The following is a 19,038-nucleotide window of genomic DNA, read 5'->3' as shown; positions in this document are numbered from 1 at the left end:
GCTGGCGAAGAGGCCAGCCTTGACGTGGCGGAAGGAGGTGCCGCACACGCGAGGCTGGACAGCCACGGCCGGTAAAGGCCCCGCAGCGCTAACGAAAGCGCGCGAAATCAGGCTGCCCAGGCGAACGGCAAAACGGCACCCTGCGCTTCACGGTGGGTCGTTCCACCTTGAGTCCCTCATTGCGGGCAGATTGCTACCGCCATCGCCGCTATTTTGGAACCCTATCGCCAGTCACGCAGGGATTGAGCGCGTTAGTGTATTGGAACGGCAGGGAATAGGCAACCGCCCGCGCCCCATGCGGCCGGGCGCCCCGCGCCTGCTGGCGCGACGGCCGGTGGTACCGGCGATGCGGCCCTCGCGCGTTCTGTCCCTTCCTTGCCGCAACGCGGCATTGGAAGTAGGCTTTCCGCTTTCCTCGCCTTCTACCGACCAGGGAGCCACCATGATCGTTTTCGTCACCGGCGCATCCGCAGGATTCGGCGCCGCCATTGCGCGGGCCTTTGTCACGGGCGGACATCGCGTCGTCGCCACGGCCCGCCGCAAGGACCGTCTCGACGCGCTCGCCGCCGAACTCGGCGACGCCCTTCTGCCCATCGAGCTCGACGTACGCGACCGCGCCGCGGTCGAAGCCGCGCCCGCCGCGCTGCCGCCCGAGTTCGCCGGCGTCGACGTGCTGGTCAACAACGCCGGCCTCGCGCTCGGCGTAGAACCGGCGCAGAAGGCCGACCTCGACGAGTGGGAAACCATGATCGACACCAACTGCACGGGCCTCGTGCAGGTCACCCACGCGTTTCTGCCCGGCATGATCGCGCGCAACCGCGGCCACATCTTCAACCTCGGTTCCGTGGCGGGCCGCTGGCCGTATGCGGGCGGCAACGTCTACGGCGCGACCAAGGCCTTCGTGCGCCAGTTCAGCCTGAACCTGCGCGCGGACCTCGCGGGCACCGCGCTGCGCGTGACCGACATCGAGCCGGGCCTGTGCGGCGGCACCGAGTTCTCGAACGTGCGCTTTCGCGGCGACGACACCAAGGCGGCCAACGTCTACAAGGACGTGCAACCGCTCACGGCCGAGGACATCGCCGACTCGATCTACTGGATCGCCACACGCCCAGCGCACGTGAACATCAACACGATCGAATTGATGCCCGTTGCCCAGACATTCGCCGGCCTCAGCATCCATCGCGGCTAAAATTACCTTACAAATTTTATACTTACGTCAGTCGTACGAAAGACGTTGGGGCCGCGCGTTCCGGTAGAATGCGCGGCATGGAAAATTCGACCAGCAAGCCGGACGCCGCATCGTCACCGGCCGGGCGCGGTTTTACGTGGCCGATACGCGTCTATTACGAGGACACCGACGCCGGTGGCATCGTGTTTTACGCGAATTATCTGAAGTTCTTCGAACGCGCGCGCACCGAATGGCTGCGCGCGTGCGGCGTCGATCAGCGTCGGCTCGCCGAGGAAACGGGCGTGCTCTTCGTCGTGCGCAGCACTGCGCTCGACTACCGTTCACCCGCGCGCCTCGACGACGTCGTGACCACCGTCAGCCGCGTCGAGAAGCTTGGCCGCGCCTCGGTCGACTTCATGCAGGAAGCGTGGCGCGAGAACACGCTGCTCGCCACGGGCACCATTCGTGTCGCCTGCGTCGACAGCACAGCCATGCGCCCCGCGCCCATTCCGGCCCCCGTTCATGAAGCCTTGCTACGTGGGCCACAGAAAGACCTGTACGCCGTGTCAACGGCAGTGCAGTAATTACCGTTGATACGACGCCAGTGAACTCGCGCCGGTCAATGCAGGACCAAGCAGGGTTCGGCCGCGACGGCGCGAGAGCTTCCCAACCGCCTACAGGAAGCCTTGCGTTGTCTTGCAGCCGCTCGCCCCTTTCGGGACGTCACAACGAACCTATATGAACACTACACAAGATCTGTCGATCATTTCTCTCGTTCTTAATGCGAGCATACTGGCACAGGCGGTGATGGGGCTTCTTCTGCTCATGTCGCTGATTTCCTGGACCTTCATCTTCCGCAAGTGGTTTGCGATCCGCCGGGCGCGCTCCCAGACAGAGCGCTTCGAGCGCGACTTCTGGTCAGGCGGCGACCTGCAGGCGCTCTATCAGAGCGCAGCCAACAACCGCCACACGATCGGCGCGCTCGAGCGTATCTTCGAGTCGGGCATGCGCGAATTTCTGAAGGCGAAAGAAAAGCGCCTGAATGATCCGAGCCTCGTGCTCGACGGCGCCCGCCGCGCGATGCGCGCCGCCTTCCAGCGCGAGATGGACGCGCTCGAGGCGAATCTCTCGTTCCTCGCCTCGGTCGGCTCGGTCAGTCCGTACATCGGTCTTTTCGGCACGGTCTGGGGGATCATGAACGCGTTCCGCGGCCTCGCCAACGTGCAGCAGGCCACGCTCGCGAACGTGGCGCCCGGCATTGCCGAAGCGCTGACGGCGACCGCGATCGGTCTGTTCGCCGCCATTCCGGCGGTGGTCGCGTACAACAGCTACGCACACGACATCGACCGTCTGGCGATCCGCTTCGAAACCTTCATCGAAGAGTTTTCGAACATCCTGCAGCGTCAGGCCCACTAATCGTCACGAAGCAAGGAGTCGAAGATGGGAGGCTCAGTCCGTTCGAGCATGCGAGGCAGCCGCTCGCGCCGTGCGATGGCCGACATCAACGTCGTGCCGTACATCGACGTGATGCTGGTGTTGCTCGTGATCTTCATGGTGACCGCGCCGCTCGTGGCGCCGTCCATCGTCAATCTGCCGACCGTCGGCGGCGCGTCGCAGCAGCAGCAGGTGCCGCCCGTCGTGGTCAACATTCGCCCCGACGGCAATCTGAGCGTACGCTACAAGGATGACTCCGGCGCCACGCAGCAGGAAACCATGACGCGCGCCGATCTCAACGGCTTCGTCGCCGATCGCGAGCAGAGCCATCCGGACCAGCCCGTCGTGATCGCCGCCGACAAGTCCGTCAAATACGAGACGGTGATGAACGTGATGTCCGACCTGAAGTCGCACGGCGTCAAACGTGTCGGACTGCTCGTCAAATCGCAATGACCCGGAAGAAAGATTCGTATCCGCTGCAGCCTCCGCGCGAGCGTGGCACGGGACGTGCTATCGCCCTCGCGGTGATCATGCACGCGCTGCTCGGTCTGTTCCTCTATCACGGCATCCACTGGCAGAACAGCACGCCGGCGGGTGAAGAGGCGGAACTGTGGACCGAAGTGCCGGACCTGTCGGCGCCGAAGCCGCTGCCGCCGCCCGCGCCGGTCGCCCCTGCCCCGCCGCCGCCGCAAACCGAGGACGCCGACATCGCGCTGCAACAGCAAAAGCGTAAGCAGCAGGAAGCGCAGCGCGAGGCGCAACTGGCCGAGCAGCAGCGTCTGAAAGCGCAGCAGGAAGCCGACGCGAAACGCCAGCAGCAGCTCGCGGCCCAGCAGGCTGCGCAGCTCGCCGCGCAGCAAAAGGCGCAGAAGCTCAAGCAGCAGCAGGAACAGCAACAAGCCGCGGCAGAGAAGCAAAAGCAGCAGCAACAGCAGCAGGACGCGCTGAAGAAGCAGCAGCAGGAAGAAGAGCAGCAGAAGCAGGCGAAGCTCGACGCACAGAAGAAGGCCGACGCCGAGAAGGCGGCCAAGGCGAAGGCTCAAGCCGATGCCAACGCGAAGAAGCTTGACGCGGACCGCCGCGCCCGCATCGCACAGATGCAAGGCTCGATGGGCGGCGGCGAAGGCACGAGCGGCAATGGTCTCGCGAAGAGCGGCACCGGCAGCGGTTCGGGCGGTAATGCGACGTCGCCAGGCTATGCAGACAAGGTGCGCCGCGCCGTTCGGCCGAACATCGTCTGGTCAGGCGAAACGTCAGGCCTCGAAACTGAGATCGCGGTGCGATGCGCGCCGAGCGGTACGCTGCTTGGCGCTACGATCACGCGCAGCAGCGGCAACCAGTCGTGGGATGCCGCCGCGTTGCGCGCGGTCCAGCGCTCGGATCCGATGCCTGTCGATACCGACGGCAAGGCGCCTTCGAGCTTCAAGATCACCTTGCGCCCGGCGGGCTAACAGCGAGCGCAAATCACAGAAAGGTTGAGGAAAGCCGGCGCGCAACAGCAGAACAAGCAGCGGAACAAGGAACGATTCGAACAATCTCGGGTCAGTCTGCTGTTGCGCGGTATGACAAAATTGCTTTTTTCAGGAAATATCACAGCATGACATTGATGACGAAGCTTGGCCTGCGGACCCTCGTCGCGTCCTGCCTGATCACGGCGGGCGGCGCGGCGAACGCACAACTCAACGTCCTCGTCACCGGCGTGGGCTCCACCCAGTTCCCGATCGCCACGGCTAATTTTGCCGGTGAAGCGAATTCGCCCGAACAGGTCGCGGCCATCGTGCGCGCCGACCTGCAACGCAGCGGGAAATTCACCAACATCGACGCCGGCAGCGCGCCGATTTCGGAAAACGACTCCGTCGACCTCGGCAGCTGGAAGGCCAAGGGCGCCAATGCGTTCGTGGCGGGCAGCGTGAACAAGCTCGCCAACGGCCAGTACGAAGTTCGCTTCAAGCTCTACGACACCGTGAAGGGCGAAAGCCTCGGCGGCCTCGTGCTCACGAGCCCCGCAAGCGGCCTGCGCATGAGCGCGCACAAGGTTTCGGACTACATCTATCAAAAGCTGCTCGGCGACCGCGGCGTGTTCGCCACGCGTCTTTCGTACGTCATCAAAACGGGCGGCCGCTTCCAGCTGCAGGTTTCGGACTCCGATGGACAAGACGCGCACATCGCGCTCTCGAGCCCCGAGCCGATCATCTCGCCGGCCTGGTCGCCCGACGGCACCAAGGTCGCTTACGTCTCTTTCGAAAAGAAGAAGCCGATCGTCTACGTGCATGACCTGCCTACAGGTCGCCGCGTAATCATTTCGGACCAGAAGGGCAACAATTCGGCGCCGGCATGGTCTCCCGATGGCCGCACGCTCGCGGTAGCACTGTCGCGCACGGGCAACACGCAGATCTTCGCCGTCAATGCCGACGGCTCCGGCCTGCACCGCCTCACGCAAGGCACGACGATCGACACCGAACCCAACTTCTCTCCTGACGGACGCTCGATTTATTTCACGAGCGACCGCGGCGGCCAGCCTCAGATTTACAGGATGCCGGCCCAGGGCGAAAGCACCGGAGCGGCACAGCGTGTGACGTTCACCGGCAACTACAATACGAGCCCGAAGGTCAGCCCGGACGGCAAGCAACTGGCGTACATCTCACGCACGGGTGGCGGATTTAAGCTGTACATTCAAGATCTGCAGTCCGGTGTCGCCACGGCGCTCACTGACACGACACATGACGAATCGCCCAGCTTCGCGGCGAACGGTCAGTACATTCTTTACGCCACACAGGTGAACGGCCGTGGCGTGCTGGCTGCTGTATCGACCGACGGTCGTACGCGGCAAATCCTGTCCGTTCAGGGCGGCAGCGTACGCGAGCCGTCCTGGGGTCCTTTTATGCAATAACACTTCAGGAGAGCAAAAATGATGTCGAAGAAAGTACGCCTGGCCTTGGCCGTTTTGATGATCGGTGCCCTGGCAGCGTGTAAGTCGGGTGTCAAGGAAACGAACCCGAACGCAGGCGCGATGAACACCCAGCCGAACCCGAACGCGGTCGCCCAGGTGAACGTCGATGAGCTGAACAACCCGAACAGCCCGCTCGCCAAGCGCAGCGTGTACTTCGATTTCGACAGCTACGCCGTCAAGGACGACTACCAGTCGCTGCTGCAAGCTCACGCACAGTACCTCAAGACGCACCCGGAACGTCACGTCCTGATCCAGGGCAACACCGACGAGCGCGGCACGAGCGAATACAACCTGGCGCTGGGTCAAAAGCGTGCTGAAGCAGTCCGTCGCGCCCTCTCGCTGATGGGCGTGCCCGACTCGCAAATGGAAGCTGTCAGCCTCGGTAAGGAAAAGCCGGTCGCAACGGGCCACGACGAAGCATCGTGGGCGCAAAACCGCCGTGCTGACCTCGTGTATCAACAGTAATTGAGCATTGGATGAAGGGGCGTATGTCGCACCGTTTCTCCCCGCTGCGCGTAGCCGCAGCCGCCTGCGTGGCTGGCGTCGCCTTTGCGGCGCTGCCGGCTCACGCGGGTATCTTCGATGACGATCAGGCGCGCCAGGCGATTCTCGACCTGCGCGCGAAAACGGACAGCCTGTCTAACCAGTTGTCCGCCGCTCAACGCACGATCCTCGACCAGTCCAACCGACTCGACCAGCTCAACCAGCAGGTCGCCACGTTGCGCGGACAGAACGAGGACATGGCGAACCAGTTGGCAACCCTGCAGAAGCAACAGAAGGACTACTACACGGATCTCGACACGCGACTCAAGAAGTTCGAGCCGCAGCAGGAGACCGTGGACGGCGTGCAAGGCACGGTTCAGCCGGGTGAAATGGAAGCGTTCAACGCCGCTTCGCAGCAGTTCCGCAACGGCGACTTCAAGAACGCGGCAGCATCGTTTCGCAGCTTCATCGCGAAGTTCCCGCAGAGTCCTTACCAGCCGACCGCGCAGTACTGGCTCGGCAACGCGCTCTATGCGCTGAGGGACTACAAGGGATCGACCGCGACGTGGCAGAACGTCGTCAGCAAGTACCCGCAGCATCCGCGCGCGCCGGAGGCGCTGCTGGCCATTGCGAACAATCAGATCGAGCAGGGGCAAAAGGCTGCAGCCAAGCGCACGCTCGAGCAGGTCGTTTCGCAATACGGCAACTCGGATGTCGCCCAGACGGCGCAGAGCAAGCTTTCACAGCTCAAATAAGCGCTGCTGGCTGGTTTTGGCGTGATGTGGCACTGGCGTATTGCCGATGCCGCGAAATGCGCCTCTCGCGTACAAGGAAGGCCCGGGGCACGGCGTGCTCCGGGCCTTTTCCTTTGCGCTTTCCGTTGGTTTCGTGGCGCAGGAGTTGACGCGCTGATCATACGCCGCTATAATCCCGCTTCTCTTTTGGGTCGTTAGCTCAGCTGGTAGAGCAGCGGACTTTTAATCCGTTGGTCACAGGTTCGAATCCCGTACGGCCTACCAAAGAATCAAACGAAAAGCCCAGTCTCCGGACTGGGCTTTTTGCTTTGCAGCGCATGGCAATTCGCAGGCAACTGGCCTTGAGAGCCTCAGCGCGCGGCCACCGGCCCAGCATGTATACTCCCCCCTCCCTCGCCGTCCCATCCCCTGCTGCACAGGCCACGTCCTCATGAAGTTCACGACCCTTGCCTGCGCCCTGCTCGCGCTTTTCTGGCTCAGTCTGCGCGTTCATGCGCAAGTCCAACCGCAACCCGAAGACTACGAATACCTGCGCCGCATTCGCGTGCCGGACGCCGTCGTCAATTGCGTCTCCGCGCTCGATCAGTGGGTGCGCAAGGCGCAGCGCTACGATTCGCTGCTCGTGCCCGACCGCCGCGCGCTCTCGGCGAAGATCGAGCAGCCCGCGCCCGGCAATGTCACGCCCGCACCCGCCGCAAGCGATGCGCTCACGCCTGTCACATCCGTCGACACGTTGATCCACCTGCACGCCTTCGCCAAGGTACGCGGCAAGTACGCCTGGGTCCCCGTGAAGGCCACCTGCGGTATCTGGCATTCGCACGTCGTCGATATCGCGCTGTCGCCGCGCAGCACGCACGCAACGTCGCCCATCCACTGACGATACTTCGTCATCCTTATCGCTGCATGCAACAAAAAAGCCCGTGCGCCAACAACGCACGGGCTTTTTCGCATCGAGCGAGGCGCGGCCCATGCCGCGCGCCAACTCAGTCTGCCTTGACGCCTTCCACCTGGATCTGCAGCGTCGTTGCCGTCTTGAAGCCATACGACTGGCCCCAGTTCACGCCGTAGTCCGCGCGGTCGAATTGCGCCGATGCGTCCGCGCCGCACACTTCACGCTTGAGCATCGGGTTCTGGAAGCACTTGAACGAGTCGATCTTCAGGTTCAGCGGCTTCGTCACGCCGTGCAGCGTGAACGTGCCGATCACTTCCACGGGCTTGTCGCCGTCGAAGCGGATCGACGTGCCCTTGTAGGTGGCCGTCGGGTACTTGGCGGTGTCGAGGAATTCGGCCGAGCTCACATGCTTGTCGAGCTGCGAGTTGCCCGTATCGATCGACGATGCGTCGATCGTCACGTCCACCGTGCCCGTCTTCGCCGCACGGTCGATCGTGACCGTGCCCGCGCTCTTCGTGAACTTGCCGCGCCACACCGAGACGCCGCCGAAGTGATCGGCTTCGAAGCTCGGATACGTGTGCATCGGGTCGATGTTGTAGGTCGTCGTGGCCGCGAGCGCGGGCGTGGCGACGAAAGCGGCGAGCGAGGCGGCAACGGCCGCGGCGAAAATCGTGGTCTTCATGAATCGATTCCTGGTGCGAGAGAAACTGGATGAAAAAATGATGCCGCTCGCGCGTCAGTGCGCGGCGGACACGATGTGAAACTTGATCTGCACGTCGTCGGCGACGATCGAGGTGTCCTTCCACTCGCCCGAGCCGATGCCGTACGCGAGGCGCTTGATGGGCAGCGCGCCGTCGAACACCTGGTTGGCGCCGTCCTTGCGGTATTGCACCGGCACGACGACGTCGGTCGTCTTGCCCTTGATGGTCAGCTTGCCGGCCACCGTGAACGCGCCGTTCGCGCCCGGCTTGATTTGCGTGGAGACGAAGGTCGCGTGCGGGAAGTGCGAGGCGTCGAACCACTCGTCGCCGGCGACTTCCTTGTTGTATTCCGGCGCGCCGATGTCGAAGCTCGACACTTCGACGTCGAGCTTCGCGCTCGATGCCGCGACGTTCGCCGGATCGAAGCGCACGTCGGCGGTGAAGTGATTGAAGCGACCTTCGACCGGCACGTTCATCTGCTTGAACACGGCGGTGACGGAGTTCTTGGCGGCTTCGGCCGCGGCGTTGGCGCTGGTGGCGAAAGTCGTGGCGAAAGTCGCGCCGGCGGCGAGCGCCGCGCCGAGCGCGACGACGGAAGCGGTATGGGCAAGACGTTGGATCATGGGCTGTCGGTCCAAGGTGGGAGGCATCGGAAAATGGATTCGGCGCGCACGCGCCGCAAGGTCAGTCGCGCGGCGTGCCGAACGGCAGCATGCGCGAGAGGATGTTCTGGCGGTCGATCAACTGGTGCTTGATCACGGCGAGCACATGCAGCACGACCACGGTGAGCAACGTGTAGTTCAGCGCGATATGCACGATGCGCAGCACACCCTTGAGCGCGGTGTCGGGGTCGATCAGCACGGGCAGCGGCCAGATGCCGAGGTACACGACCTGAATGCCGGCCGCCGAGCTATACAGGTACCCCGTCACCGGGATCGCGACCATCAGCACGTAGAGCGCGGTGTGGCCGAGATGCGCGGCGAGCCTTTCCCAGCCATGCATGGAGCCGGGCAGCGCGGGGGCGGCGTGCGTGACGCGCCAGAGAATGCGCACGAGCACGAGCGCGAGCACGGTCACGCCAATCCACTTGTGCCACGAGAAGTAGCGCAGCTTGGTGGGCGTGATGCCGGGAATGTCGGTCATGACCCAGCCGAGCGCAAAGCCCCAGACGATCAGCGCAGCGATCAGCCAGTGCAGCAGCATGGCAAAGCCGCTATAGCGGCCGGCGGGCTTGACGGAAGGGTTCATCGGCATACGACTCCAATATTCGAGGTGTGCACTTTACCCGGCCAAACCTATTCAAACAATCGTCTAAAATGGATGGTTATCATCCACTTTTTCGATAGATCGAAAAGGACCGTATCTCGTGGACCGCACCTCGGACCGCTCCCCTAGTCTCGAGCAGCTTCGCGCGCTGATCGCCGTGGCGGAAACCGGCAGCTTCTCGGCGGCGGCGCGCCAGCTCGACCGCGCCCAGTCGGTGGTCAGCTATACGATCGCCAATCTCGAGGCGCTGCTGGGCGTCGCACTGTTCGAGCGCGGCAAGCGCAAGCCGGAACTCACGGCCGCGGGCCGCGCGATCCTCGCCGACGCGCGCCGCCTCGATCTGCTCATGGGTCAGCTTAACGCCAAGGCGGCCGGCCTGCAGAGGGGACTGGAAGGCGAGGTTTCGCTGGCCGTCGACGTGATGTTTCCGTCGCAGCGGCTCGTCGAAGCGCTGCAGGCGTTCGCGTTCACGTTTCCCACCGTCGCACTGAATCTCACCATGGAGGCGCTTGGCGGCGTGCTCAAGCTCGTGCTCGACGGCGATTGCGCGGTCGGCATCAGCGGGCCGAACCACAACTGGCCGCATGTGATCGAGGCGCAGTCCATCGGCACCGTGGAACTCGTGCTCGTGGCCGCCCCCTGCCATCCGCTCGCCAAGGCGGAGCATCCCGTGCGTATTTCGGATGCGCGCGAGCACACGCAGCTGGTCCTCACCGACCGAAGCCGCCTCACCGAAGGCCAGAACTTTGGCGTGTACAGCAATCGCGCATGGAAGCTCGGCGACCTCGGCGCCAAGCACCGGCTGCTGCTCGCGGGCCTCGGCTGGGGGTCGATGCCGAAGCATTTGGTGGAAGCCGACCTCGAAGCCGGGCGGCTCGTGCGCGTCGCGCTCGCGGACCGGCGCTCGGTGAGCTACAACATCTCGCTGATCCATCGCACCGACGCCGCACGCGGCCCCGCCAGCGAATGGCTCTGCCACTACCTCACCCAAGGCACGCCGCCGCAAGCGGCACTTCCCGACGCGCGCTGAAAGCTCACTGCGGGCCAACCGCGGGCCAACTTCGGGCCAACTTCGGGCCATCGTCGGCCCAACGGCGCCTCAGCGATGCGCCTGCGAGTTGCAAGAACGCAACCCCGCGCACGCCTGACAATGCTTCACAAACCCTCGCGAGCCGCATCGCGCCGGGCTCGCGCGACGACGGGCGCTGACTTCGCGCCATCGACCTTCGTCTGCCCGCATTTATCGAGATGGACCTCCATGCCAGGATCGCGCCACCGCTCGCCGGGAGCGTGGGCATGCGCACCGCCGCACGCCCCGAACACCCAGCGCGAGCTTTGCGTCACGCGCCCGGTCACTTCGCATCATGGTCAACTTCATCTGCTTTCTGCTCTGGAATCTCGCCTTGCTCTTCGCCGTGCGCGTGGGTTGCAGGCTCGTTGTCTGCGCGCGGCCCGATCTCACGCTCAATGGCACGCGCATCTTCGTCGGCTTGATGGCGATTGCACTCGCGTTCGACACGGCGGTCACCTTCCTCGTGTTCGCCAGTGCCGGTGGGCCGTGGCAAGCGCACAACCCGAGCGAGACCTACCCCGAGCGCGCCTTCGCCTACGCGCTCGCCGCGTTGATGGCACTGCTGCTCGCGCGGCATGCGCGCCGGCAGGACGCACGCCAGGCGCACAGCGGACCAGCCGGCGCGCAGGCAATCGAAACGTCTCCCTACAGCAAATCGACGCTGCCGATGTAAGGCGCGCCGCCCGCTTCAGCTCTTCTTGACCTTTGCGGCCTTATCCGCCTTCGCCACCTTGGGCGCCTTCCCAGTCGCCCCCGCCGGCACGCCAGCCGCCGCGGCAGGCACCACCCCCGACCAGCCCGGCAAGTAACGCGCTTCGGGATCGTGCGCGTGCGAAAGCGCGTCGGCGAGCGCCGCGTCGAAGTCTTTGCGCAAGCGCGTTTCGGATACCTTACGGCGCAGATAGTCGGCCCACAGGAATTCGCTGAACGGTGTCGTGTCCTTCGCGTAGCCGCCCGACGTGCGCAACTCGCCCGCGAGGCTGCGATACGGATCGTCCGCGAGACCCAGGAGCTGCTTGGGCAACTGTTCGAATTCGCAGCGCTCGCCCGAGGCATTGAACGGATGCACCCATTGGTTGTGCTCCATCATGCGCCAGAAGATGGTGGGCTCGAGCCACGAGAGATCCTTGAGCACCGTCACCCGCACGCTCTCCACCGATTCTTCGAGCCACGCGCGGCCGAGGTGGTGGTGATCGACCACGTAGTAGCGCGACTTCGGCCCGAGCACGGCGGGAAACCAGTGCGAGTCGATGGCCGCCGCGCGGCCTTTCTTGTCGAGCGCCTGCCAGTGCGCGCGTTTGGCGTTCACCTCCCGAAAGCCCACCGTGATCTGCGTGGGGCGAAGCTCGTCGAGCTTTACGGTGATGAGATGGAGATCGGTGTTCTGAAGGTTCATGGCGGGCCTCCTTTTTGGTGCGGGTCAGTGTCGGTGTCGATCGCGCAACGATACAGCCGAACGGCCATGCACGCCGCATCGATTGAACGCGCGCTTCGCGCTTCGTGCGCGGGGTCAACCCTTCAAGCCGCTGGGCACGTTGGATGCGCGCTTTTTACAGTTCGCCTATAAATGCTCCGAGGGACAGACGGCGCCAGCCACGGCACGCGCCGCGCTCCCCGCCACTGTCGGTTGCACGTCTTTTCCGGCTCGATCAACGGCAATTCCACGGCACAAGCGAGGGCATTTTGGATCTCGAAACCATCCGCGTATTCATCATGACCCGGGGCATCGACTTCGGGACCAAGGTCGTCGCGGCGATCGCCCTGTGGATCATCGGGCGCTGGGCCATCAACCTCGTCGCCGGTTTGCTGCGCAAGGTGCTCGCGCGCAACGAGCGGGTCGATCCCACGCTCGCGCATTACCTCAGTTCAATCCTCGCCGCCGTCCTGAACCTGCTGCTGGTCCTCGCGATCCTCCAGGTGTTCGGCGTGCAGACCACCTCGTTCGCGGCGCTCCTCGCCGGTCTTGGCCTCGCCATCGGCACGGCGTGGGGCGGCCTGCTCGCGCATTTCGCGGCGGGCGTGTTCATGCAGGTGCTGCGGCCGTTCAAGGTGGGCGACTTCGTGACGGCCGGCGGCGTGACGGGCACCGTGAAGGAACTCGGCATTTTCGGCACGACCATCATCTCGCCGGACAACGTGGTCAACATCGTCGGCAACAACAAGATCTTCTCGGACACCATCTCGAACTACAGCGCGACGCCCTTGCGCCGCGTCGAGCTGACCGCGAAGATCGCCAACGGTGTCGATCCCGTCGACGCCGCCAACCGCCTGCGCGCCGCCATCGCGAAAATTCCGAACGTTGCGCAGGAACCGGCGCCCGATGTCGAGATTCTGTCGTTCACGCCCGAAGGGCCGCTGCTGGCCGTGCGGCCCTACACGAACAACGACACCTACTGGCAGGTCTACTTCGACACCAACCGCGCGATCGTCGAGACCTTCAAGGACGCGGGCTACCCCACCCCCGAAACGCCTTCGATCATTCGCCGCGTGGGCACCTAGCCCACCACATTCGACGCGCCCGCCAAAGCAAAACGGCATCGCCTTCGCAGGCGATGCCGTTTTTTATTGCGTTGCAGCCTGGTGGCGCCTGGCGCTCAACCGCCGTTGGGCTTGCGCACGGCACCGCCGCGCGAGTTCTTGCGCAGCATCTTCCACAGGCCGCCAAGCAGGATCGGCACGATCGCAGCGCCAATGCCGACGAGCACGATCACGTTCAGATACTGGCGAATGAACGGAATGTTGCCGAAGAAGTAGCCGAGCAGCACGAGCAGCAACACCCAGAACAGCGCACCCGTGATCGTGAAGAACTGAAACCGTCGCATGCTCATTTGCGACACGCCCGCCACGAACGGCGCGAAGGTACGCACGACAGGAATGAAACGCGCGAGCACGATCGTCTTGCCGCCGTGGCGCTCGTAGAATTCGTGCGTTTTCTGCAGTGCGGCGCGATCGAGGAAGCGTTCGAGCACGGGAATGTGCGTATTGAACACCTTCGGCCCGATGGCGCGCCCGATCAGATAGTTGACCGTATTGCCAAGGACCGCCGCCACGAGCAGCAGCACGATCAGCAGGCCGAGATTCATCTCGTGCGTAGCGGCAAACGCGCCGCCGATGAAGAGCAGCGAGTCGCCTGGCAGGAACGGCAGCACCACGAGCCCGGTTTCGCAGAACACGATCAGGAACAGCACCGCGTAGACCCAGCCGCCGTATTGCTGGATGAAGACACCGAGAAACTTGTCGATGTGCAAGACAAGATTGACGAACTGCAGAAGCGTATCCAAAAGTGTCCCTTATTGATCGTGGGCCGCGCGCCTGAAAAAGCGCGTTCGCCCTGTGTTGCGCGAGAAGCAAAATTGACCGCGCCATGATACCGAAAGTGCCTGGCCGTCACGAAAAATTCCCGCCAATTTCGGTGATTTCGCGCACAAAGCGCTGCTAGATGGCGGTTTTTAGGGGTGCAGATGCGCGCCAGGTGGCGCCGCGCCGACTCGCTATAATTGCGCGCATGTCTTCGAATTCCGAACCCACCGGCGCCGCGCCGGATTCCGCCAACGCCGCCCACGCTGCCAGCACGACCGACGCCGCCGTTGCGTCGCGCGCCGCGCAGCCCGCGCGCGCGATCCAGGCGCTGCCCGATCAGCTCATCAGCCAGATCGCCGCGGGCGAAGTGGTCGAGCGGCCCGCTTCCGTCGTCAAGGAACTGCTGGAAAACGCGCTCGACGCCGGGGCGAGCACCCTGCGCATCCTGCTCGACGAAGGCGGTGTGAAGCGCATTTCCATCGCCGACGACGGCTGCGGCATTCCCGAAGCCGAGTTGCCGCTCGCGCTCATGCGCCATGCCACGAGCAAGATCCGCTCGCTCGCCGAACTGGAAAGCGTCGCGACGCTCGGGTTTCGCGGCGAAGCGCTGGCGTCGATCGCCTCGGTGGCCGAAATGTCGATTACGAGCCGCAGCGCCGACGCGCCGCACGCCGTGAAGATCGAGGGCCACACGGGCGCGATCTCGCCGGCTGCGGGCGGTCAGGGCACGACCATCGAGGTGCGCGAGCTGTACTTCAATACGCCCGCGCGCCGCAAGTTCCTGAAGAGCGAGCAGACCGAACTGGGCCATTGCCTCGAGATGATTCGCCGCAGCGCGCTCGCGCGCCCGGACGTCGCGATCTCGGTGCTGCACAACGGCCGCGCGATCGAGCACTGGAACGCGAGCGATCCCGCCACGCGCGTTTCGAAGATTCTCGGCGAAGTCTTTGCCACGGCGCACCTGCCGCTCGACGAGCGCGCCGGGCCGCTCGCCGTGTACGGCTGCGCGGGCCTGCCCACGGCGAGCCGCAACCGCGCCGACCAGCAGTACTTCTTTGTGAACGGCCGCTTCGTGCGCGACAAGCTGCTCACGCACGCCGTGCGCGCGGCCTACGAGGACGTGCTGCACGGCGAGCGCTATCCGTCGTACGTGCTGTTCCTCGACCTGCCGCCCGAAGCCGTCGACGTGAACGTGCATCCCTCGAAGATCGAGGTGCGTTTTCGCGATTCGCGCTCGATTCACCAGTTCGTGTTCCACGCCGTGCAGCGCGCGCTTGCGCGCCACGCGGGCGCCTCGCCCGAAACGACCTCGGGCGGCCACGCGGCCGCGCTCATCGAGCCGCGCGCGTTGCCGGGCGCCGGGGTGCTGGGCGCCTCGGTCGGGCTGGCTTCGGGCGCGTCCGATTACCCGCGCGCAGGCGCAGCGCCAGGTGCTACGGGCGGCTTCGGCGCGGACGGCAAGTTCGGCACCGCAAGCGTGGCGAGCAGCTTCGGCGGCGGCGCGGGTAGCCCGCTCTCGCGCGCTTCCGGCTTTGGGGCTGCAAACGCAGGCGGCGCCAACGCGAGCAGCGGCAACACCTGGCTGCGCCAGTCGCGCATGACGCAGGGTAGCCTGCCGGTCGCGCAGCCACTCGCGCTGTATGACGCGTTGTTCGGCCGCAAGGACGTCGGCGCGGGCACGGCGCAGGGCTCGACCGTGCCGCAGGCGCAAGACGGCGCAGCCGACGCCTTCGCCGCCGGCGCACCGCACGCCGCGTTCGAAGCGGGCGAGGACCATCCGCTCGGCTTCGCGCTCGGCCAGGTGCACGGCATTTATGTGCTCGCGCAAAACGCGCGCGGCCTCGTGATCGTCGACATGCACGCCGCACACGAGCGCATTCTTTACGAGCAGTTCAAGCAGGCCCTTGCCGAGCGCTCGCTCGCCGTGCAGCCCTTGCTGATCCCGATCTCGATGACGGCCGATCCCGTCGAAACGGGCACTGTCGAGGAAGAAAAGGCGACGCTCGAGGCGCTGGGCTTCGACCTCGCCGTGCTTTCGCCCACGTCGATCGCGATCCGCGCGGTGCCCGCACTCCTCAAGGACGCCGATCTCCAGGCGCTCGCGCGCGCCGTGCTCGCCGATCTGCACGAATACGGCGGCTCGCGCGTGCTCACCGAGCGCCAGCACGAGATGCTCGGCACGCTCGCCTGCCATCACGCGGTGCGCGCGAACCGGCGGCTCACGCTCGACGAGATGAACGCGCTGCTGCGCCAGATGGAAACGACCGAGCGCGCCGACCAGTGCAACCACGGCCGGCCGACCTGGTACCAGCTCACGCTCGCCGATCTCGATCGGCTCTTCATGCGCGGTCAATGACGCAGTCCACGAAACCAGCCGCTGAAGCGTTGCCCGTCGCTTGCCTGCTCGGTCCCACGGCCTCGGGCAAGACGGCGGCCGCGCTTGCGTATGCCGCGCAGTCGGCGGCGCGCGGGCGCACAGTGGAGATCGTCAGCGTCGATTCCGCGCTCGTGTACCGCGAGATGGACATCGGCACCGCGAAGCCGACCGCCGAGGAGCGGGCGGCCGCCGTGCATCATCTGATCGATATCGTCGATCCGCTGGATGCGTATTCCGCCGCCGACTTTCGCGCCGACGCACTGCGCGTGACGGGCGAAATCGTTGCGCGCGGGAACGTGCCGCTGCTCGTGGGCGGCACGATGCTGTATTACAAGGCGCTCACGCAAGGCCTGAACGACCTGCCCTCGGCCGATCCCGCCGTGCGCGCGCAACTCGACGCCGAAGCCGCACGCGACGGCTGGCCCGCCATGCATGCCCGTCTCGCTCAGGTCGATCCGGCCACCGCGGCGCGCCTGGCCCCGAACGACTCGCAGCGCATTCAGCGCGCGCTCGAAATTTTCATGCTGAGCGGGCAGCCGATGTCGGTGCTGCTCGCCACGCCGTCCACGCGCGAGGATGAAGCCGCGCGCTATCGCTTCGTGCCGGTTGCGCTCGAACCGTCCGATCGCGGCGTGCTGCACGCGCGCATCGAAGCGCGGTTCAATGCGATGCTCGCGGGCGGCCTCATCGACGAGGTGAAGGCGCTGCGCGCGCGCGGCGACCTGAATCCCACCCTGCCGTCCATGCGCTGCGTGGGCTACCGCCAGGTGTGGGAATACCTCGACGGCGAGGTGGATTACGACACCATGCGCGACAAGGGCGTATTCGCCACGCGCCAGCTCTGCAAGCGCCAACTCACGTGGCTGCGCGCGATGCCGGAGCGCATCGTCGTGGATTGCTGCGCGCAAGACGCGACCGCACAGGCCGTTGCGGCGGTGGAGCGGATTGGCGGCTGAGACCGCCGGCCCATTTTCCCGCCATCGATTCCCGGGCGCCTTGTGCGCCACAACATCCCCACCCACGTTCACTCGACGCGCGTTCGACGACCGCGCGCGCGTCCTCCGCCGCCGCAGCGCGCCACCGAAAACCGCCCTCGCCCGCTTGACTTTCGATCGACCGGATACGATCATTCGTTCATCACTAGAGCAATTGCTCAGGCTCGAGCCGTCAGGCCGCTTTGAGTAAGGAGACACCGAATGAACACCGAACGCAGCAATGCGAACGTGATCCTGCACATCGGCGCCGGGTCGTTTCACCGGGCGCATCAGGCGTGGTACCTGCATCGCGTGAACCTCACGCGCAAGCCCGACGAGGCCGCCTGGTCGCTCACCGTCGGCAACATCCGCTCCGACATGAACGCCGTGATGGACGCGCTGGCCGCGCAGAACGGCGCCTACACGCTCGAAACGGTCACGCCGCAGGGCGAGCGCGCCTACGAAACGATCCGCTCGATCACGCGCGTGCTGCCATGGTTTGCCGATCTCGCGAGCCTGATCGACGCGGGCGCCGACCCGAACTGCAAGATCATCGCGTTCACGGTGACCGAAGGCGGCTATTACCTCGACGAACATGACCGGCTCGACACCGCGAACCCGGACCTCGCTGCCGACCTCAATGGCGGCCGCACGACCATTTACGGTGCCCTCGCCGCGATCCTCGAAGCGCGCATGGCACGCGAGGGCGGCCCCGTCACACTGCAGACCTGCGACAACCTGCGCAGCAACGGCAAGCGCTTTCACGCGGGCATGCGCGAGTTCCTCGCGCTGCGCGGCGCAACGGATCTGCGCGCCTGGTTCGACGCGAACACGGCCTGCCCCGACTCCATGGTCGACCGCATTACGCCGCGCCCCACGCCCGACGTGCGCGAGCGCGTGAAGGCGGCGACTGGCGTGGACGACGCCTGTCCCGTGATGGGCGAGGCGTTCATTCAATGGGTGATCGAGGATCACTTCTGCGCCGGGCGGCCCGCCTGGGAGCGCGCAGGCGCGGAGATGGTCGAATCGGTGATGCCCTATGAGGAAGCGAAGATCCGCATCCTCAACGCCACGCACAGCTGCATCGCGTGGGCGGGCACGCTCGTTGGGCTCGACTTCATCCACGAAGGCACCCACGACGCCGACATCCGCACCTTTGCGCGCGAGTATGTGAGCGAGGACGTGATTCCCTGCCTCACGCCCAGCCCGCTCGATCTCGCGAAGTATCGCGACGTCGTGCTCGAACGCTTCAGCAACCCGTATATCCAGGACACGAACCAGCGCGTGGCCGCCGACGGCTACTCGAAGATCCCCGGCTTCATCGCGCCCACGCTCGCGCAACGCATCGCCAGCGGCGCGACGCCTGCCGCCACGGCCATGCTGCCCGCGCTCTTCCTGCGATTTCTCGCGCGCTGGCACAAGGGCACGCTGCCCTACAGCTACCAGGACGGCGTGATGGATGCGGCGGCCGTGCACCGCATGTTCGACAGCGGCGAGCCTGTCTCGACGTTTCTCGGCGACAAGCTGCTCTGGGGCGGCCTCGCCGGCAACCCGACGCTGGGCGTCGCCGTGCGCGGCGCGCTCACGCGCGTCGACGCGTGGCTCGCCTCGCGCGGCTGCAGCGTGTGAAGCCACACCGCGGCTTGATCCGTCACACCCGCGCCGC

Annotated in this window: 19 protein-coding genes, 1 tRNA gene, 1 pseudogene and 1 riboswitch; of the genes and pseudogenes, 16 read left to right on the top strand and 5 right to left on the bottom strand. The window is 65.3% G+C overall.

Annotated features, from left to right (window positions below; all coding sequences use genetic code 11):
• Positions 1 to 107: 107 nt before the first annotated feature.
• Positions 108 to 245, bottom strand: a riboswitch (ZMP/ZTP riboswitch).
• 197 nt (positions 246 to 442) lie between these two features.
• The 10 genes from ydfG (at position 443) to U5A52_RS14085 (ending at position 7,667) form a co-directional block, all read left to right on the top strand.
• A complete protein-coding gene (gene ydfG / locus U5A52_RS14130; RefSeq protein WP_321935070.1) occupies positions 443 to 1,189 on the top strand; it encodes a bifunctional NADP-dependent 3-hydroxy acid dehydrogenase/3-hydroxypropionate dehydrogenase YdfG in 747 nt (248 codons plus the stop codon).
• A 68-nt stretch (positions 1,190 to 1,257) separates the two neighbouring features.
• Positions 1,258 to 1,752 (top strand): tol-pal system-associated acyl-CoA thioesterase, encoded by a 495-nt coding sequence (gene ybgC / locus U5A52_RS14125; protein WP_321913789.1) that lies wholly within the window; start codon positions 1,258 to 1,260, stop codon positions 1,750 to 1,752.
• 154 nt (positions 1,753 to 1,906) lie between these two features.
• Complete coding sequence (tolQ, locus tag U5A52_RS14120; protein WP_028205324.1) at positions 1,907 to 2,584, top strand: protein TolQ; 678 nt, start codon at positions 1,907 to 1,909, stop codon at positions 2,582 to 2,584.
• A gap of 24 nt (positions 2,585 to 2,608) precedes the next feature.
• The gene (gene tolR, locus U5A52_RS14115; RefSeq protein WP_158758513.1) at positions 2,609 to 3,055 is read left to right on the top strand and encodes a protein TolR; all 447 of its coding nucleotides are present in this window, start codon (positions 2,609 to 2,611) and stop codon (positions 3,053 to 3,055) included.
• A complete protein-coding gene (tolA, locus tag U5A52_RS14110) occupies positions 3,052 to 4,053 on the top strand; it encodes a cell envelope integrity protein TolA (RefSeq protein WP_321935069.1) in 1,002 nt (333 codons plus the stop codon). The genes tolR and tolA overlap by 4 nt, the downstream gene beginning before the upstream one ends.
• Positions 4,054 to 4,199: 146 nt before the next feature.
• Complete coding sequence (gene tolB, locus U5A52_RS14105; RefSeq protein WP_321913787.1) at positions 4,200 to 5,492, top strand: Tol-Pal system beta propeller repeat protein TolB; 1,293 nt, start codon at positions 4,200 to 4,202, stop codon at positions 5,490 to 5,492.
• Between the two features lie 18 nt (positions 5,493 to 5,510).
• On the top strand, positions 5,511 to 6,017 hold the full coding sequence (gene pal, locus U5A52_RS14100; protein ID WP_042266217.1) for a peptidoglycan-associated lipoprotein Pal: 507 nt from the start codon (positions 5,511 to 5,513) through the stop codon (positions 6,015 to 6,017).
• A 23-nt stretch (positions 6,018 to 6,040) separates the two neighbouring features.
• Complete coding sequence (ybgF, locus tag U5A52_RS14095; RefSeq protein ID WP_321913786.1) at positions 6,041 to 6,790, top strand: tol-pal system protein YbgF; 750 nt, start codon at positions 6,041 to 6,043, stop codon at positions 6,788 to 6,790.
• Between the two features lie 188 nt (positions 6,791 to 6,978).
• A tRNA-Lys gene (locus U5A52_RS14090) sits at positions 6,979 to 7,054 on the top strand.
• Between the two features lie 166 nt (positions 7,055 to 7,220).
• Positions 7,221 to 7,667 carry a BspC domain-containing protein gene (locus U5A52_RS14085; RefSeq protein ID WP_321935068.1) on the top strand — a complete coding sequence of 149 codons (447 nt, stop codon included), beginning with the start codon at positions 7,221 to 7,223 and terminating at the stop codon, positions 7,665 to 7,667.
• Positions 7,668 to 7,773: 106 nt separating this feature from the next.
• On the opposite strand, the gene U5A52_RS14080 is transcribed toward U5A52_RS14085, so the two are convergent.
• From U5A52_RS14080 to U5A52_RS14070, 3 genes are all read right to left on the bottom strand, one after another.
• Positions 7,774 to 8,364, bottom strand: coding sequence for a YceI family protein (locus tag U5A52_RS14080; RefSeq protein WP_321913781.1), 591 nt, complete (start codon positions 8,362 to 8,364; stop codon positions 7,774 to 7,776).
• Between the two features lie 54 nt (positions 8,365 to 8,418).
• Positions 8,419 to 9,006 carry a YceI family protein gene (locus tag U5A52_RS14075; RefSeq protein ID WP_321913780.1) on the bottom strand — a complete coding sequence of 196 codons (588 nt, stop codon included), beginning with the start codon at positions 9,004 to 9,006 and terminating at the stop codon, positions 8,419 to 8,421.
• A 61-nt stretch (positions 9,007 to 9,067) separates the two neighbouring features.
• Positions 9,068 to 9,637, bottom strand: a complete 570-nt coding sequence (locus U5A52_RS14070) for a cytochrome b (protein ID WP_321913779.1) — start codon at positions 9,635 to 9,637, stop codon at positions 9,068 to 9,070.
• Between the two features lie 112 nt (positions 9,638 to 9,749).
• On the opposite strand from U5A52_RS14070, the gene U5A52_RS14065 reads away from it, so the two are divergent.
• Together U5A52_RS14065 and U5A52_RS14060 are read left to right on the top strand one after the other, a co-directional pair.
• The gene (locus U5A52_RS14065; protein ID WP_321913778.1) at positions 9,750 to 10,679 is read left to right on the top strand and encodes a LysR family transcriptional regulator; all 930 of its coding nucleotides are present in this window, start codon (positions 9,750 to 9,752) and stop codon (positions 10,677 to 10,679) included.
• 334 nt (positions 10,680 to 11,013) lie between these two features.
• Positions 11,014 to 11,394, top strand: a complete 381-nt coding sequence (locus U5A52_RS14060; RefSeq protein WP_321935067.1) for a hypothetical protein — start codon at positions 11,014 to 11,016, stop codon at positions 11,392 to 11,394.
• A 102-nt stretch (positions 11,395 to 11,496) separates the two neighbouring features.
• Here the strand turns inward: U5A52_RS14060 and U5A52_RS14055 are convergent.
• Positions 11,497 to 12,117: pseudogene (locus U5A52_RS14055) on the bottom strand (ParB-like protein); the annotation flags it as partial.
• A gap of 287 nt (positions 12,118 to 12,404) precedes the next feature.
• Between U5A52_RS14055 and U5A52_RS14050 the strand changes: the two are divergent.
• Positions 12,405 to 13,220, top strand: a complete 816-nt coding sequence (locus tag U5A52_RS14050) for a mechanosensitive ion channel family protein (protein ID WP_321935066.1) — start codon at positions 12,405 to 12,407, stop codon at positions 13,218 to 13,220.
• 95 nt (positions 13,221 to 13,315) lie between these two features.
• On the opposite strand, the gene U5A52_RS14045 is transcribed toward U5A52_RS14050, so the two are convergent.
• Positions 13,316 to 14,002: a DedA family protein gene (locus U5A52_RS14045; RefSeq protein ID WP_321913775.1), complete on the bottom strand. Its 687-nt coding sequence runs from the start codon at positions 14,000 to 14,002 to the stop codon at positions 13,316 to 13,318.
• 224 nt (positions 14,003 to 14,226) lie between these two features.
• Here U5A52_RS14045 and mutL point away from each other — a divergent pair, with 224 nt between their 5' ends.
• From mutL to dalD, 3 genes are all read left to right on the top strand, one after another.
• Entirely contained in the window at positions 14,227 to 16,377 is a 2,151-nt protein-coding gene (mutL, locus tag U5A52_RS14040) for a DNA mismatch repair endonuclease MutL (RefSeq protein WP_321935065.1), read from the top strand.
• Complete coding sequence (miaA, locus tag U5A52_RS14035; RefSeq protein ID WP_321935064.1) at positions 16,374 to 17,354, top strand: tRNA (adenosine(37)-N6)-dimethylallyltransferase MiaA; 981 nt, start codon at positions 16,374 to 16,376, stop codon at positions 17,352 to 17,354. Before mutL ends, miaA begins: the two co-directional genes overlap by 4 nt.
• Before the next feature lie 240 nt (positions 17,355 to 17,594).
• On the top strand, positions 17,595 to 19,001 hold the full coding sequence (gene dalD / locus U5A52_RS14030) for a D-arabinitol 4-dehydrogenase (protein ID WP_321935063.1): 1,407 nt from the start codon (positions 17,595 to 17,597) through the stop codon (positions 18,999 to 19,001).
• Positions 19,002 to 19,038 lie beyond the last annotated feature (37 nt).

This window comes from Paraburkholderia sp. J8-2 (genome assembly GCF_905220195.1).
GTDB lineage: Bacteria > Pseudomonadota > Gammaproteobacteria > Burkholderiales > Burkholderiaceae > Paraburkholderia.
Note: the sequence above shows the minus strand (reverse complement) of the source record. Positions and strands in the feature narration are given on the sequence as shown.